The following is a 15,564-nucleotide window of genomic DNA, read 5'->3' as shown; positions in this document are numbered from 1 at the left end:
TCGGGTTAGATAAGGCCGAGTCTGTTCAACTCGCCATAAGCCTCAAGCGGGTCACGGGCCAGGCTCAGATTGGCGATCCCGTGGGTGTATACGGGCAATTGGTCATGATGGATCACCACGGCCGGCCCGCTGAGCAGGATTGGGCAATGGATGTTGCCCAGCAGTTTGGGCAGTTGTGGCAGGTTCAGGGTTTTGCTGGCATACAGCAGCACGGCGCGAGGGCTCAGGTATTCACAGGCCAGGGCCAGTTCACCCACCGGTAACGGGCCGTCGAACACCTCCACCGGGCAGTCGGCGCTGCTGACCAGCCAGGCCGCCAGCCACAGGTGCGGCTCCATGGGCCGGTCCGACTGGTTGACCAGTAACACCACCGGGCCGCTGAGCTGACGGTTGTTGTGATAGATGCGGGCGCCGAACTTGCTGCGTAGCCAGGAATGGAAAAACATCCGCTGCATCTGGCTGCCGAACTGGCTTTGCCAGCGCTGTTCCAGATCGGCCAGTAGTGGTATCAGCAATTGCTCGCACAGGGTGCGTGGCGGGTACAGCGACATGGCCCGGTTGAACAGGTCATCGATGCGTCGTTCGGCCAGTTCGCTGATGGCCTGCAGCAGCGTCTGACGCAGCGTTTGCCAGTCGTTACCGGGGCTGACCGGGGCCGGGCTTTTACTGTCGAGCAAGGCCTTGACCTGACTGACCGCCACGCCACGGTCCAGCCAAGTGAGGATGGCCATGACCCGTTGCACGTGTTCATCGGAGTACAACCGGTGACCCTTGGCGGTGCGGTGCGGCACGATCAGCCCGTAGCGTCGCTCCCAGGCCCGCAAGGTCACAGCGTTGACCCCGGTCTGGCGGGCCACTTCACGAATGGGCAGCCAGTCGTTGGGCAAGTGCTCCGGTTGCGGTTGTTGCGCGGCGTCGTCGAGTGCGAGTGTGTTCATGATTCAGATAGCGTTTCGCAGGCTGAGCGGTTCCGGGTGCGGTTGCATATAAACCTGCAGCGCCACATACGGGTCCGGGTGTTGACGAAAATGATGCTTGAGCAGGGTCAGCGGCACGATCAGCGGCACGATGCCCTGGCGGTACTGGAGGATCAGGTCGTGCAATTCTTGCCGGGCATCGGCATCCAGGGTCTGCTTGAGGTAGCCGCTCAGGTGCTGCAGCACGTTGGTGTGGCTGCCGCGGGTGGCGCACTTCTTCAGGGCTTGCATCAGTTGGCTGAAATAATCCGGTCCGACCTGGTCGGGGTCGCTGCGGCCCATGCTGCCCAGCAGCTTGCCCAGCGCCCGGTATTGCTGCACGTCACAGGCCATGAGCTGGTACTTGTAGCGTGAGTGAAATTCGGTCAGGGCGCGGCGGCTCAGGCCCTGTGCGAGCAATTGCTGCCAGGCGGTGTAGGCGTAAACCCGGGTAATGAAATTCTCGCGCAGCACCGGGTCATTGAGGCGGCCGTCTTCCTCCACCGGCAGGTCGGGATGCTGCGCGCAGAATGCCTGGGCGTAAATCCCCCGGCTGCCGGTCTCGAATGGCGCGCCGTTGTCGCGGTAGACCTTGACCCGCTCCAGGCCGCAGGAGGGCGACTTCTGCATGAAGATGTAGCCGCTGATCCCGGTCATTGCCCCGGCCATGTGCTGGCCATACTCGGCCAGCTCACGGGTCACGTTGAGGTCTGTGTGTACGGTGCCCACCGCCTGCGGCGCGTCGGGGTCACCGACCAGGCGGATCGTCTCGCGCGGGATGCCCATGCCGATCGCCACTTCCGGGCAGGCGGGGATGAAGTCGAAGTAATCGCTGAGTGTGCGGGTGCACAGGTCCGATTGTTTGTGGCCACCGTTGTAACGAACTTCAACGCCCATCAGGCAGGCACTGACGCCCAGTTTGGGTTTATCGGTCACAGGCTGGAGCATTGCACACCTCAGAACTCAAGAACTTGTACAGATGACATTGCTTGTACAATCTGAGTTCATCTTAGATGTGGGGTTGTACAAGTCAAATTTTTTGTACAGGGTGCGGTTGTTGCCGTTGATCTTGATCTTCGAAGCGAGATGGCACAGACGACGCAGATCGCGACTTGGGTGCAGGCCGAAGGTAGGCGTCGATTCGGGGGAGAAACTGGCAGGGAAGCCAGCTTCTCGCCTAGCAGGGCGAAACCAGCAGATCAGTCAACGCGATGCAGGATTTTCCATCGGTCTAAATACCAATTCGCGGCTAAAGCGAATCGCCGCCCGGCCGCTCCTACTTCCAACCCATCCGCCAGCGCTGCGCATCCTGCAACACCTGCCAGGCCAGGCGCTCAGTACGTTGAGTCAGCACAGCCTGCAACTCGATCTCCAGCACCGTGCCTTCCTCGTCACGGAACAGTTCGGTGACCAGAAAGTGCTTTTCGCGATTCTGCGGGGTTGCTGCCGTCCACTTCGACAGCAGCAGTTTGCGGGGGTTGATGCGGTTCAACGGGCCAGATGCTCAATCAGTCGGTTTGCCGCTTGCTGGCCACTGAGCCAGGCCCCTTCGACGCGGCCCGACAGGCACCAGTCGCCACACACGTAGATGCCCAGGTCGGCATCGGACAGTGCGCCCCATTCATGCGTACCGGAAGGCCGCGCATACAACCAGCGATGCGCGAGGCTGAACACTGGCGCTGGCATAGCGCAACTGATCAGTTCGGCAAAGGCGCCATGCAAGTGCTCGATCACTTGCTCTTTGGGCATGTCGACGTGCTCGCGGCTCCAGGTGCTGGTGGCGTGCAGCACCCAGGTATCGAGCTGGCCCTCACGCCCTGGCTTGCTACGGTTGCAGGCCAGCCAGTCGAGCGGGCTGTCCTGCACGAAGCAGCCTTGCAGCGGGGTGTCGAGGGGCGTGCTGAACGCCAGTGCCACCGCCCAGGTCGGGTCCATCTTGACCCCGGCCACAACCGAGGCCAGTTTCGGTGCCCCGGCCAGCAAGGTGGTGGCCTGCGGCGCTGGCGTGGCGATGATCACGTGGCTGAACGGGCCATGAGTCTTGCCCTCGGCATCCTGCAGGCTCCAGTGACGGCTGCCGCGAAATACCTCGGTGATGCGGCAGGAAAACGTCACCGGCAGATCGTCGAGCATGGCGCGGGTGATGGTGCTCATGCCGGGGCTGCCGACCCAGCGTACCTGTTCATCCGGGGACGGGCTGAGCCGCCCGCCATGGTAGTTGTACAGCGAAGGTTTCCATTGCTCGACCCAGCCATTGGCTTGCCAGTGGTTGACGACGGCGACGAAACGACGGTCGCGGGCGGTGAAATACTGCGCGCCCATGTCCAGCGAGCCGGCATCACTGCGCTTGCTGGACATGCGTCCGCCGCTGCCGCGGCTTTTGTCGAAAAGGTGAACGGCATGCCCGGCGCTGGAGAGGGCCTGGGCGGCGGAGAGTCCGGCGATACCGGTACCGATGATTGCGATAGGTACAGTCATAGGGGCCTCGTTACCTTGTCTGCACAGACTACGCCGTCCTGAAAACCTGTACAATCTTCTTCGTTGGTATAAGTTGCAGCCGTTCACATATAAGGGCATGAAGGCACTGCAACTCGTACGGTCCGTAACGGTCAGTCTGTAGCTAATAGACAATGGGCCAACTGCCACGGTTCGGGCAGTAAAGCTCCAATCCTTTCAGGTGTGGCCTATGGTTCAGCAAAAGGGTTCACTGCAGAACATCAACAAGCACAGCCTGCAAGAAATAGACTACTTCAAGGCCATTAACGCCACTCAAGGATACCCCTCATGCACATCTTGCTGACCGGTGGTACAGGATTGATCGGTAAAGCGCTTTGCCAGTTCTGGCAGCAGCAAGGACATCAACTCACGGTCTGGAGCCGTCGCCCCGCCGAGGTGCGCAAGGTGTGCGGTGATGGGGTGCGAGGTATCGCCAAGCTCGCAGAACTCGATGGCCAGACGGTGGATGCGGTGGTCAACCTGGCCGGTGCGCCGATTGCCGACCGGCCCTGGACGCGCAAGCGGCGCTTGCTGCTCTGGGAAAGCCGGATTGGCCTCACCGAACAGTTGCTGGCCTGGCTTGAACGCCAGACGCAGCGGCCGCGAGTGCTGCTCTCAGGTTCCGCGGTGGGTTGGTATGGTGATGGCGGCGAGCGTGAACTGGACGAGGGCCAGCAACCGGTCAAGGACGATTTTGCCAGTCATTTGTGTCAGGCCTGGGAAGAAACTGCCCAGCGTGCCGAGCCGCTCGGGATGCGGGTGGTGCTGCTGCGCACCGGGCTGGTGTTGTCGGCTGACGGCGGGTTTGTCAAACGCATGCTGCCGCCGTTTCGTTGCGGTCTGGGCGGGCCGATTGGCAATGGCCGGCAGTGGATGCCGTGGGTGCATATCGACGACCAGATTGCGGCGATAGATTTTCTGTTGAACCACAGCGAAGCCCGCGGTCCTTATAATCTCTGCGCGCCAGCCCCGGTGCGCAACCGCGAGTTCGCCAAGACCCTGGGTAAAGTGCTGCACCGCCCGGCGTTGCTGCCGCTGCCGGCGCTGCCCCTGCGTATTGTGCTGGGCGAAATGTCTGACCTGTTGCTCGGCGGTCAGCGCACGCGCCCGGCACGCCTGCACGAGGCCGGGTTTGTTTTCCGTTTTACTGAACTGCACGATGCCTTGGGTAACGTGCTGGCTTCCTCTTCGAAATAGGACCTTGCATGACCGATCATGCGCTGTTGCTGATCAACCTGGGCTCGCCAGCCTCCACCAGCGTGGCTGACGTACGCCGTTACCTCAATCAGTTCCTGATGGACCCTTATGTGGTCGACCTGCCGTGGCCGATCCGCCGCCTGCTGGTGTCGCTGATCCTGATCAAGCGGCCCGAGCAGTCGGCGCATGCCTATGCGTCGATCTGGTGGGACGAGGGCTCGCCGCTGGTGGTGCTGAGCAAGCGTTTACAGGCGAAGATGCAGGCGCAGTGGCAGCATGGCCCGGTTGAACTGGCCATGCGCTATGGCGAGCCGTCCATTGAGTCGGTACTTGAGCGCCTGGCCGGCCAGGGCATCCGCCAGGTGACGCTGGCGCCGCTGTACCCGCACTTTGCCGACAGCACGGTGACCACGGCGATTGAAGAGGTCAAGCGGGTGGTGCGCGACAAAGGTCTGGACATGCAGTTCAACCTGCTGCCGCCGTTCTACGACCAGCCTGAATACCTTGAGGCACTGGTGCAGACCACCCGTCCGTACCTCGAGCAGCCTTACGACCACCTGTTGCTGAGCTTCCACGGCTTGCCGGAGCGCCACCTGCGCAAGCTCGACCCTACCGGTAAATTCCGCTTTCAGGATGATGAAGCCTGCATGAATGCCCCGGCTGAGGTACTGGCCACCAACTATCGGGCGCAGTGCATCCAGTCGGCAGCGGCGTTTGCCAAACTGGCGGGCATTGCGGATGGCAAATGGTCAGTGTCGTTCCAGTCGCGTCTGGGGCGCGACAAATGGATTGAACCCTACACTGAGCAACGGCTGGATGAATTGGCCAGCAAAGGTGTCAAGCGCCTGTTGGTCATGTGCCCGGCGTTTGTCGCTGACTGCATCGAGACCCTGGAAGAAATTGGCGACCGCGGTGCCGAACAGTTCAAGGAAGCTGGCGGTGATGAACTGGTACTGGTGCCGTGCCTGAACGACGATGAGCGTTGGGCGGTGGCGCTCAATGCGCTCTGTGAGCGAACTGCCGCGCCTTTGTAAGCGCGCGGCCGCAGGGGCGTTTTTAACCGCAATACCGTTCGTTTAGGCGCCGCAAATCTTTGTGGGAACGAGCTTGCTCGTGAAGAGGCCGGTAAAGTCACAGCATCTGCTGCGAATGTGCCGGCCTCTTCGCTACCAAGGTAGCTCCCACCGGGGACATAAGGCACTTAACTGACCAGTATTGGTTTTAACCGCGAAGCTTTCGCAGCTGAAGCTGCTCCTACGAGGCTATCGCTCAGCGCCTTCAGGGTGCCTGGTCTTCCAGCGGCTTCTTCTTCCAGCCGTCATTACCCGGCAGGATCAGGTTGAGGAAGATCGCGGTGATCGCACACAGGGCGATGCCCTTGAGGCCAAAATCATCAGGGCCGGTGCCGGTGCCGATCAGTACGCCGCCGATACCGAACACCAACGTTACCGAGACAATCACCAGATTGCGTGCTTCGGCCATGTCCACCTGATGGCGGATCATGGTGTTGAGCCCCACCGCGGCGATAGATCCGAACAGCAGGCACAAAATACCGCCCATGACCGGCACCGGGATGCTCTGCAGCAGCGCGCCGAATTTGCCAACGAACGCCAGGCTGATGGCAAAGATCGCCGCCCAGGTCATGATTTTCGGGTTGTAGTTCTTGGTCAGCATCACTGCGCCGGTTACTTCGGCATAGGTGGTGTTGGGCGGACCGCCGAACAGGCCGGCTGAGGTCGTGGCGATACCGTCACCTAGCAGAGTGCGATGCAGGCCGGGCTTTTTCAGGTAGTCGCGGCCGGTCACGCTGCCCACCGCGATCACCCCGCCGATGTGCTCGATGGCCGGAGCCAGGGCCACCGGAACGATGAACAGGATCGCCTGCCAGTTGAATTCCGGCGCGGTGAAGTGCGGCATCGCCAGCCAAGGTGCGGCGGCGATCTTGGCGGTATCGACCACGCCAAACCAGAACGACATGCCAAAGCCCACCAGCACGCCAGCGATGATCGGCACCAGGCGGAAGATGCCTTTGCCGAACACCGCCACGATCAGCGTGGTCAGCAACGCCGGCATGGAGATCCACATGGCCGTCTGGTAATGAATCAGTTCGGCGCCGTCACCGGCCTTGCCCATCGCCATGTTGGCCGCGATCGGCGCCATGGCCAGGCCGATGGAGATCACCACCGGGCCGATCACCACCGGCGGCAGCATGCGGTCGATGAAACCGGTGCCCTTGATCTTTACTGCGATGCCCATGAAGGTGTAGACGAAGCCTGCCGCCATGACCCCGCCCATGGTCGCCGCCAGGCCGAACTGGCCCTTGGCAAGAATGATCGGGGTGATGAAGGCAAAGCTCGACGCCAGGAACACCGGCACCTGACGGCCAGTGACCAGCTGGAACAGCAGGGTGCCCAAACCTGCGGTAAACAGCGCAACGTTCGGGTCGAGTCCTGAAATCAGCGGCATCAGCACCAGGGCGCCGAACGCCACGAACAGCATCTGCGCCCCAGACAGCACCGTGCGCCACAGCGGGTCGTTGAACTCATCGTGTTTCATCGGCTCAGGCGTCCTTCTGCTTGGTGCCGAAGATCTTGTCGCCGGCATCGCCCAGGCCCGGGATGATGTAGCCGTGCTCGTTCAGGCGCTCGTCAATCGAGGCGGTGTACACCAGCACATCCGGGTGAGCCTTTTCGACGGCGGCAATGCCTTCTGGCGCGGCGACCAGGACCATGGCGCGAATCTCGCGGCAACCGGCCTTTTTCAGCAGGTCAATGGTGGCGACCATCGAGCTGCCAGTGGCCAGCATCGGGTCGATAATCATCGCCAGACGCTCGTCGATGCCGTCGACCAGCTTCTCCAGATAGGTATGCGCTTGCAGGGTTTGCTCGTTACGGGCAACGCCTACGGCACTGACCTTGGCACCGGGAATCAGGCTGAGCACGCCGTCGAGCATGCCGATACCGGCACGCAGGATCGGCACGACGGTGATTTTCTTGCCGGCAATCTTTTCGACTTGCACCGGGCCGGCCCAGCCCGGAATTTCGTAGTTTTCCAGCGGCAGGTCGGCGGTTGCCTCATAGGTCAGCAGAGCGCCAACTTCCTGAGCCAGCTCGCGGAAATTCTTGGTGCTGATATCGGCGCGGCGCATCAGGCCGAGCTTGTGACGGATCAGCGGATGACGGATTTCACGGATGGGCATGGGAAAGGCTCCTGGATACGGGCAAAAAACGGCCTAGATTAATCGATCAAGCGGTGACTGTCTTACGCCGCTTGCAGTATTGTCTGACGCACTTGGCCTTCAATTGAGCAACATCGGCAACGTTAGTCGATATCTGCTTGCTCCGAGTCACCTGCTTGCGTACCTTTGCCGGTTTTTCTCATTGTTATCTGGAGCGATTCATGTCCGCTGATCTCGAGCATATCCGTCAAATCATGCGCGAGGCTGACTGCCTGTACACCGAAGCCGAAGTCGAGGCTGCCATCGCCCGGGTCGGCGCGCAGATCAATGCCGAACTGGCCGACAGCAATCCCGTGGTGTTCTGTGTGATGAACGGCGGCCTGATCTTTTCCGGCAAACTGCTGACTCACCTGAACTTCCCGCTGGAAGCGTCGTACCTGCACGCCACCCGCTACCGCAACGAAACCAGCGGCGGCGAGCTGTTCTGGAAGGCCAAGCCGGAAGTGTCGTTCATCGACCGTGACGTGCTGATCATCGACGACATCCTCGATGAAGGTCACACCCTGGGCGCAATCATCGATTTCTGTCGCCATGCCGGTGCCCGTGCAGTTCACACTGCCGTGCTGATCGATAAGGATCATGACCGCAAAGCACGGCCTGACCTGAAAGCCAACTATGTGGGCCTGCCGTGCATTGACCGCTATATCTTTGGCTATGGCATGGATTACAAAGGCTACTGGCGTAACGCCGCAGGCATTTATGCGGTCAAAGGAATGTAATTGACGGCCTGACTGCATGGCAGGTCAGGGATAAGGAGAGACAGGTAAATGAAATCGTTGATGATGACCGGTGCACTGACGCTGGCCCTGCTGGCGGATGCGGCACTGGCCGCGCCGATGCACGAGCAATACCTGCCGCCTGACGACCTGAACCTGCGTGAGGGGCAGCCGGAGCAGCAACAGCTGATGCTGGTCACTGAGTACTCGGTGGTGGTCGGCAACCAGCGACCGTCCAATCAGCAGCCGATACCTGTGACCGCGCCGCTGTCGATCAGCCTCAAAGGCAAACCGCTTAATAAAGGCGCGACCCTTAGCGAGGTGCAGATTCATTTCGACGGTGAAAGCAAAAGCCTGAAAAAGCCCAGCTTTGATCCGGCGACCCGTACCCTGACCCTGTCTTACCCGCAGTCGCACTACCGCACTCTGGTGGACCTGCTGCGCAACGAGAAGGTCTATTGCCAGTTTCTGACCTACGCCAACGGCCACGTCTGGGCCGATCTGCATACCGCAGGCACAAAGCCGCGTTGAGTGGTTTGGCTGGCAGATATAAACTGCCTGCCCCGTGAAAGTGAGCGCGACAGCTGGAGCCCGCAATGCGTAAAGACAAGAAGCAGATCATTGGTGACGAAATCGGCGACGAGCAGATCAAACTGTTCCTCGACTTTAAACCGTTCGACGCCACTTCGCCGTCGCTGCACAAACTCATCAAAGCCTATCGTGGCCTGCGTATCGACGACTTCGAGCGGTTTCTGGTGTTCTTCCGCGAAGCTGGCCTGGACCTGAACGGCAAAGACGAACAAGGCAACACCTTCGTCGACCTGATCAAGGACCAGCGCAACGCCGACGACTACATCGCCCTGATCGAACAAGCCCGCGCAGCAGCCTGAGCGGCAGGCGGACTCGTGGCAGGGGCTTGAGCTCAAGCCCCTTCTGCAAGCGTTCAGTTGCGCGGCTGATACGCCTTGCCGTAATGCCGCTCCATCCTTGCCTGCAACAACTCCAGCCCGATCGACATGATCCAGTACAACACCGCCGCGGTGGTCAGCATCTCGATGTAGCGATAACTCGACCGCCCGTACGACTGCGCCAGAAACATCACCTCCCAAACCCCCATCACCGAAATCAGCGATGAATCCTTGAGCATCGAAATGAACTGATTGGTGGTCGGCGGAATAATCGTGCGCATCGCCTGAGGCAGGGTAATCAGCCAGAACACCTGCAGTGGCGTGAGCGCCATGGCCATGGCTGCTTCACGCTGCCCGGCCGCAACGCCGATGATGCCCGCCCGGAAAATCTCGCTCAGGTACGCGCCGTAGTTCAACGACAGCGCAATGATCCCGGCGGTCACCGCCCCCGGCACCACGCCAATCTGCGGCAGCCCCAGATAAATCAACAGAATCTGGATCAGCAGCGGTGTGCCGCGAAAGAACGACGCATAGAAACTGGCGATCCCGAACGCCACCGCACTGCGCGATAAACGCGCCAGCGCGGCAACAAAACCCAGCAGCACCGACACCGCAATCGAGCAGAGGCACACGAACAGAGTCAGCACCGCGCCTTGCAGAAAGCCGTTAGGGGCCAGGCTCAGGCCGATCAGGTTCGGCAACTTGTCGAGGATGATCGAGAACTTCAGATCGAAGCTCAGGAAAAAACCGGCAAACAGGGCGAACATCGTCGCCCAGGTCAGGTACAGCCGGGTCCGGAAGCCGAACACGCGCTTGAGCAGGCTGGTCTTGGCCTGCTCAGGTGGGCGTTGTGAAGGAAACTGGGTCATTTACTGATATCGGCGCCGATCCACTTTTGCGACAGCTTGCTCAGGGTGCCGTCCTTCTTGAGTTCTTCGAACACCTCGCGGACCTTGGCATTCCATTCGGCATCGCCTTTCTCGATGGCGACGAAATTCGGCTCTTCATACAGCGCCGCGCCGGCCAGCTTGAAGCGCTTGTCCTGATCCAGACGCGGTTGGGCGGTAACCAGGTTGGTCAGTACGGCATCCAGGCGCTTGCCGGCACCCAGGCCCAGATCCTGAAACGCCACGTTATCGTTGTCATAAGGGGCGATCTGTACGTTTTCGAATGGGTACTCCAGCGGCTTGCCGGTGCTGCCTTCAATCACCAGGTTCTTGTTCAGGTAGCTTTCGTAGCTCGAAGCGCTGGTCAGGCCCACTTTCTTGCCGCTCAGATCCTTGGCCTCATGAATCCGCTCATCCTTGGCGTTGACCACGATTACCGCTGGCGAGGCGTAGTATTCCACCGGGAAGTCGAAGACCTCGGCGCGGGCCTGGCTCGGGGTCATCGAGCAGATGCAGATGTCATAGCGACCGCTCCAGCGGCCGGCGGCGATCACGTCCCAGGAGGGGGTCTCGAAGCGCGCCTTGACGCCCAGCTTCGCGGCTACGGCCTTGGCGACATCGACGTCAAAACCATCAAGCTGGTTCTGATCATTGAGAAACGAGAACGGCGGGTAGCTTTCCATCAGCACATTGACCAGCTCTTTGTTGTCCTGCACCCGTTGCAGAGTGGCGCCCGCCAGAGCCTGGCTGGAGACGGTCAGGGCAAACAGGCCGATAGCTGCAAGCGCACGTAGTTTCACGTCAGATCCTCAAAAAATGGTTGTTGTTTGGATAAAGGCGCGTATTAAATACGTTATATAGGGCTCAATTCTAATGAGTCTTTTTCATATGTATATAAGCAGGTCAAATATGACTCAAGGTTCGATGGTAATTCTTGATGGCGGCATGGGCCGGGAACTGCAACGTCGTGGTGCGCCGTTCCGTCAGCCGGAGTGGTCGGCGCTGGCCCTGACCGAGGCGCCCGAGGCGGTAGTGGCGGTGCATGCGGCGTACATCCAGAGCGGTGCGCGGGTGATTACCAGCAACAGCTATGCGGTGGTGCCGTTTCATATCGGTGAGGAGCGTTTCGCTCGTGAAGGCCAGGCGCTGGCCACCACCGCCGGGCAACTGGCGCGCCAGGCCGCTGATGCCGCTGGCGGCCGGGCACTGGTGGCCGGCTCTTTGCCGCCACTGTTTGGCTCCTACCGTCCGGACCTGTTCGATGCCAGCCGTGCCGACGAGATCCTCCAGCCACTGGTGCGTGGCCTGGCGGCGCACGTCGACCTGTGGCTGGCAGAAACCCAGAGCGCAATTGTCGAAGCGCGGACTATCCGCGCTGGCCTGCCGGCTGACGGCAAGCCGTTCTGGCTGTCGTTCACTCTGCAGGATGAAGACACCGATGACACCCCGCGGCTGCGCTCCGGCGAGCCGGTGGCCGATGCCGCGCGAGCGGCGGCCGAGCTGGGTGCGGCGACTCTGCTGTTCAACTGCAGCCAGCCGGAAGTGATCGGCGCGGCGATTGATGCCGCCCGCGCGGTGTTTGCCGAGCTGAATGTGCAAATCGGGGTAGGGGCCTATGCCAACGCCTTCCCGCCACAGCCCAAGGACGCCACCGCCAACGATGGTCTGGATGAACTGCGCGAAGACCTCGACCCGCAGGGCTACCAGCAATGGGCCGCCGATTGGGTCAAACGGGGCGCGACCCATATCGGCGGCTGCTGCGGAATCGGCCCGGAGCACATCGCTGTGTTATCCGAGAGCCTCTGAAAGCCCGCGATGTGACAGGCGCTCACTCGGGTCTGGTAGGAGCGGCTTCAGCCGCGAATCCAGCATAAAAAACAAAACCCCGTGGCTCACTGAGCGCACGGGGTTTTGTTTATCAGGCTTTAAAGGCATCAGGCGATGCTTTGTGCCTCGGTCTGCTGCTGCTCGATCAGCCCCAGGGCCTTGTCGCTCTGGGTGCTGATGCGCTTGTAAAGCTGGGCATCGCTGGCCAGCTCTTTTTCGCGAGCCGGGAAGATCTCGTTGAGCTTGGCGCTCCACGCACCCTTGGCTTGTTCAGGGAAGCAGCGTTCGATCAGGTCGAGCATGATCGATACGGTCACCGATGCACCCGGCGACGCACCGAGCAGGGCGGCCAGCGAGCCATCAGCGGCCGAGACCAGCTCGGTGCCGAATTGCAGCACGCCGCCTTTTTTGGCGTCTTTCTTGATGATCTGCACGCGCTGGCCGGCAATCTCCAGGCGCCAGTCTTCGGCCTTGACCTGCGGGTAGAAGCGTCGCAGCGAATCCAGGCGCTGTTCCATGGTCTGGCGCACTTCGCTGATCAGGTACTTGGTCAGGTCCATGTTGTCGCGGGCCACCGACAGCATCGGCTTGATGTTCGACAGGCGCACCGAGAACGGCAGGTCCATGAACGAGCCGTGCTTGAGGAACTTGGTGGTGAAGCCGGCGAACGGGCCGAACAGCAGCGAAGTCTTGCCGTCCACCACGCGGGTGTCGAGGTGCGGAACCGACATCGGCGGCGAACCTACGGCGGCCTGGCTGTAGACCTTGGCCTGGTGATTCTTGACCACTTCAGGATTGTCGCAGCGCAGCCACTGGCCGCTGACCGGGAAGCCGCCAAAGCCTTTGCCTTCTTCGATACCGGACATCTGCAGCAGTTGCAGCGCAGCGCCACCGGCACCGAGGAATACGAAGCGGGCGTCGATCTCACGGCTGCTGCCGTTGTTGACGTCCTTGACGGTGACGGTCCAGCCCTTGCCATTGCGGGTCAGGTCGGTGACGCGCTTGTTGTACTTGACCTGGGCATCGGGCTCGCTGGCCAGGTGCTTGAGCAGCTGGTTGGTCAGAGCGCCGAAGTTGACGTCAGTACCATTGGCCATGTGGGTGGCGGACAGCTTCTGATCGGCTGGGCGGCCGGCCATCATCAGCGGCATCCACTCGGTCATCTTGCTGTGGTCTTCGGTGTACTGCATCGAGGCGAAGGCGTGATGCTGGCGCAGGGCCTCGAAACGCGCCTTGAGGAAGGACATGTCTTTCTCGCCCTGCACGTAGCTCAGGTGCGGGACGGGATTGATAAAGGTGCGGGTCGTTTCGAAGCTGCCCTTGCGCACCAGATAGGACCAGAATTGCTTCGAAACCTCGAACTGGGTGTTGATGTGCACGGCTTTTTTGATGTCGACCGAACCGTCGGCAGCCTGCGGGGTGTAGTTCAGTTCGCACAGCCCGGCGTGACCGGTGCCGGCGTTGTTCCACGGGTTGGAACTTTCCGCAGCGCCGGAGTCCATCAGTTCGACGACCTCCAGTTTCAGGCTGGGGTCGAGCTCTTTGAGCAGTACCGCCAGAGTGGCACTCATGATGCCGGCTCCGACCAATACCACGTCGACTGCTTCGTTATGCGCCATTAACGCGTCTCCAAAATCTGCTGCACCCAATTGACGGCCTGCGATCCCGAGGCTGGATGCCAGGTATTGAGGGCATGAACCGCATTCATGCTACGCACGTCCTGGCCGGGATCGAGGGTCCGATTCTTCGCAATGTTTTGCATCTCTCGCGCAGGCCCCGGTCAGACTGTTCAAGGGTTCATAATGACTATGAACGCATTTTCCAGCATGCCGGGCCATTCGACCATCGTCAGGACGCTGCGCAGCGACGTTCGACCCTGCCGGGTGAGGCCGACGGAAACATTAAAGGTACATCTTCAAACCTGTTCATGTGCTCGCCACACTCTTGGAAGTTGTGAAACCCGTTATTTCGCGCTCTTTTGGACACGCGAACCAAACCTCAAAAAGGGCTGCGAGGGCAGCTCTGGCATGCCCGGCTATCACAGATGAGACGGCGGCGGCGGGAAAGGTTCGATCGGATTCGAGCCATTGCCTACCAGCCATCGAATTATCGCGATGCAAGCGGACTGCGTGGGCGGCTCTCTGTGGGCGTTGCGGGGGAGCTAATTTCGTGGATTAGCGATGCAGCGAGGCCCGATCAGGAGACGTCCTTATAATCGGGGGGAGATTATAGCGATGAAACATCGGGAATTGATCGGCCTGTTTGACTTTTATCGCGATTAATTCAGGCAGCCAGCAGCTCACGTGCTACCAAACGGTCTGCACGCGGTGCAATCCGGGCGCTGGCGGGCAGTGGCTGGCCGAGCCACGCCATGCGTTGTTCAGTCACTTCGACCCATTCATTGCCTGCTGGAGCCTGGCTGCAGTGCTTCAGTGCACGGCAGATACCCTGCTGGTCGATGCGGGCATAGTGGCGAAGGGCAGGGCGGACGCTGAACAGAGACTGGAAAAAGCCCATGACGGTGCTCTCGTTTGTTGATTGAGGCTAGCTTGGCGGCTTGACGTGACACCCTGATTACAGCCCGGCCAGACCGGAACCATCAGCGCGAACCGGTGGTCGGATTTTCAGCTATCAGGCAGTTGCGGTGCGCCGCTATACTCCCGGCATCGATTGCTGGCCCCCATGGAGAAATAAACATGCTGCGTCGCGTTTTGTTTGGTCTGCTTGCTGTAAGCAGTTTGACTCTGGTCGGTTGTGCCCACAGCCCGCAACAACTGAGCCCGCAGCCGCGTATCACCGCGCAACTGGCGCCGGTGGGGCATGGCCAGCCGGTCGTGGTACGGGTGGTGGATGGTCGTCAGAGCCAGACTCTGGGCACGCGCGGCGGCATGTACCCTGAAACCAGTTCGATCACCGTCAATGGCGCCGACCTGCTGCCTAAACTGCAGGCCCAGGCCGAAGCCGCCGTCCGCCTGCTGGGCTTCACTCCGACCCAGGGCGGTAACGCCCCGCAACTGACCGTGACCCTGGCCGACCTGCGTTACCAGTCGCCCAAAGAAGGCATGTATGTAACCGAGGCGACCATCAGCTCGACGTTCCGCGCTGACGTGCGCAACAACGGCCGCAGCTACAACGGCCGTTATGCAGCGTCGCTGGACCAGCGTTTTGGCATGGCGCCGAACCAGGAAACCAACACCAAGCTGGTTGGCGATGTGTTGAGCGATGCCCTGACCCGGGTGTTCCAGGACCCGACCATCGGTAGCACGCTGTCTCAGTAACCGTGCTGCAGATGTAAAAAAGCCCGGCTCTCGATCAGAGGCCGGGCTTTTTCGTTTTGGC

17 protein-coding genes are annotated in these 15,564 nt (G+C 60.8%); 7 read left to right on the top strand and 10 right to left on the bottom strand.

The window, feature by feature from the left end; all coding sequences use genetic code 11:
* Window positions 1–5 precede the first annotated feature (5 nt).
* The 4 genes from PSCI_RS04120 to PSCI_RS04105 all read right to left on the bottom strand — a co-directional run bounded on the left by PSCI_RS04120 (window position 6) and on the right by PSCI_RS04105 (window position 3,434).
* A complete protein-coding gene (locus tag PSCI_RS04120; protein ID WP_045483170.1) occupies window positions 6–938 on the bottom strand; it encodes a MerR family transcriptional regulator in 933 nt (310 codons plus the stop codon).
* 3 nt (window positions 939–941) lie between these two features.
* Window positions 942–1,904 (bottom strand): YbgA family protein, encoded by a 963-nt coding sequence (locus PSCI_RS04115; protein ID WP_045483167.1) that lies wholly within the window; start codon window positions 1,902–1,904, stop codon window positions 942–944.
* A gap of 328 nt (window positions 1,905–2,232) precedes the next feature.
* The gene (locus PSCI_RS04110; RefSeq protein WP_045483164.1) at window positions 2,233–2,448 is read right to left on the bottom strand and encodes a TIGR02450 family Trp-rich protein; all 216 of its coding nucleotides are present in this window, start codon (window positions 2,446–2,448) and stop codon (window positions 2,233–2,235) included.
* Window positions 2,445–3,434 (bottom strand): NAD(P)/FAD-dependent oxidoreductase, encoded by a 990-nt coding sequence (locus tag PSCI_RS04105; RefSeq protein ID WP_045483161.1) that lies wholly within the window; start codon window positions 3,432–3,434, stop codon window positions 2,445–2,447. The genes PSCI_RS04110 and PSCI_RS04105 overlap by 4 nt, the downstream gene beginning before the upstream one ends.
* Window positions 3,435–3,740: 306 nt before the next feature.
* Here PSCI_RS04105 and PSCI_RS04100 point away from each other — a divergent pair, with 306 nt between their 5' ends.
* Window positions 3,741–4,649: a TIGR01777 family oxidoreductase gene (locus PSCI_RS04100; protein WP_045483157.1), complete on the top strand. Its 909-nt coding sequence runs from the start codon at window positions 3,741–3,743 to the stop codon at window positions 4,647–4,649.
* Between the two features lie 8 nt (window positions 4,650–4,657).
* Window positions 4,658–5,683: a ferrochelatase gene (hemH, locus tag PSCI_RS04095; protein ID WP_045483154.1), complete on the top strand. Its 1,026-nt coding sequence runs from the start codon at window positions 4,658–4,660 to the stop codon at window positions 5,681–5,683.
* A 244-nt stretch (window positions 5,684–5,927) separates the two neighbouring features.
* On the opposite strand, the gene PSCI_RS04090 is transcribed toward hemH, so the two are convergent.
* Window positions 5,928–7,205 (bottom strand): uracil-xanthine permease family protein, encoded by a 1,278-nt coding sequence (locus PSCI_RS04090; RefSeq protein ID WP_045483151.1) that lies wholly within the window; start codon window positions 7,203–7,205, stop codon window positions 5,928–5,930.
* 4 nt (window positions 7,206–7,209) lie between these two features.
* Window positions 7,210–7,848 carry a uracil phosphoribosyltransferase gene (upp, locus tag PSCI_RS04085; RefSeq protein ID WP_045483148.1) on the bottom strand — a complete coding sequence of 213 codons (639 nt, stop codon included), beginning with the start codon at window positions 7,846–7,848 and terminating at the stop codon, window positions 7,210–7,212.
* A 200-nt stretch (window positions 7,849–8,048) separates the two neighbouring features.
* Here upp and PSCI_RS04080 point away from each other — a divergent pair, with 200 nt between their 5' ends.
* The 3 genes from PSCI_RS04080 to PSCI_RS04070 all read left to right on the top strand — a co-directional run bounded on the left by PSCI_RS04080 (window position 8,049) and on the right by PSCI_RS04070 (window position 9,493).
* Window positions 8,049–8,606 (top strand): hypoxanthine-guanine phosphoribosyltransferase, encoded by a 558-nt coding sequence (locus PSCI_RS04080; protein WP_045483145.1) that lies wholly within the window; start codon window positions 8,049–8,051, stop codon window positions 8,604–8,606.
* Between the two features lie 48 nt (window positions 8,607–8,654).
* The gene (locus PSCI_RS04075) at window positions 8,655–9,134 is read left to right on the top strand and encodes a hypothetical protein (protein WP_045483142.1); all 480 of its coding nucleotides are present in this window, start codon (window positions 8,655–8,657) and stop codon (window positions 9,132–9,134) included.
* Between the two features lie 65 nt (window positions 9,135–9,199).
* Window positions 9,200–9,493 (top strand): PA4642 family protein, encoded by a 294-nt coding sequence (locus PSCI_RS04070; protein ID WP_045483140.1) that lies wholly within the window; start codon window positions 9,200–9,202, stop codon window positions 9,491–9,493.
* A 53-nt stretch (window positions 9,494–9,546) separates the two neighbouring features.
* Here the strand turns inward: PSCI_RS04070 and PSCI_RS04065 are convergent, their stop codons facing one another.
* Together PSCI_RS04065 and PSCI_RS04060 are read right to left on the bottom strand one after the other, a co-directional pair.
* On the bottom strand, window positions 9,547–10,380 hold the full coding sequence (locus PSCI_RS04065) for an amino acid ABC transporter permease (RefSeq protein WP_045483138.1): 834 nt from the start codon (window positions 10,378–10,380) through the stop codon (window positions 9,547–9,549).
* Complete coding sequence (locus tag PSCI_RS04060; protein WP_045483136.1) at window positions 10,377–11,198, bottom strand: ABC transporter substrate-binding protein; 822 nt, start codon at window positions 11,196–11,198, stop codon at window positions 10,377–10,379. Before PSCI_RS04060 ends, PSCI_RS04065 begins: the two co-directional genes overlap by 4 nt.
* Window positions 11,199–11,307: 109 nt before the next feature.
* Between PSCI_RS04060 and PSCI_RS04055 the strand changes: the two genes are divergently transcribed.
* Window positions 11,308–12,204 (top strand): homocysteine S-methyltransferase family protein, encoded by an 897-nt coding sequence (locus PSCI_RS04055; protein ID WP_045483134.1) that lies wholly within the window; start codon window positions 11,308–11,310, stop codon window positions 12,202–12,204.
* Between the two features lie 128 nt (window positions 12,205–12,332).
* Here the strand turns inward: PSCI_RS04055 and mqo are convergent, their stop codons facing one another.
* Both mqo and PSCI_RS04045 read right to left on the bottom strand, forming a co-directional pair.
* Window positions 12,333–13,844, bottom strand: coding sequence for a malate dehydrogenase (quinone) (mqo, locus tag PSCI_RS04050; protein ID WP_045483131.1), 1,512 nt, complete (start codon window positions 13,842–13,844; stop codon window positions 12,333–12,335).
* A gap of 664 nt (window positions 13,845–14,508) precedes the next feature.
* A complete protein-coding gene (locus PSCI_RS04045; RefSeq protein WP_045483128.1) occupies window positions 14,509–14,742 on the bottom strand; it encodes a hypothetical protein in 234 nt (77 codons plus the stop codon).
* Window positions 14,743–14,921: 179 nt separating this feature from the next.
* Between PSCI_RS04045 and PSCI_RS04040 the strand changes: the two genes are divergently transcribed.
* Window positions 14,922–15,503, top strand: a complete 582-nt coding sequence (locus PSCI_RS04040) for a YajG family lipoprotein (protein WP_045483125.1) — start codon at window positions 14,922–14,924, stop codon at window positions 15,501–15,503.
* Window positions 15,504–15,564: the final 61 nt, after the last annotated feature.

The organism is Pseudomonas sp. StFLB209 (genome assembly GCF_000829415.1).
Classification (GTDB): domain Bacteria; phylum Pseudomonadota; class Gammaproteobacteria; order Pseudomonadales; family Pseudomonadaceae; genus Aquipseudomonas.
This window is presented reverse-complemented; position numbering and strand designations above follow the sequence as displayed.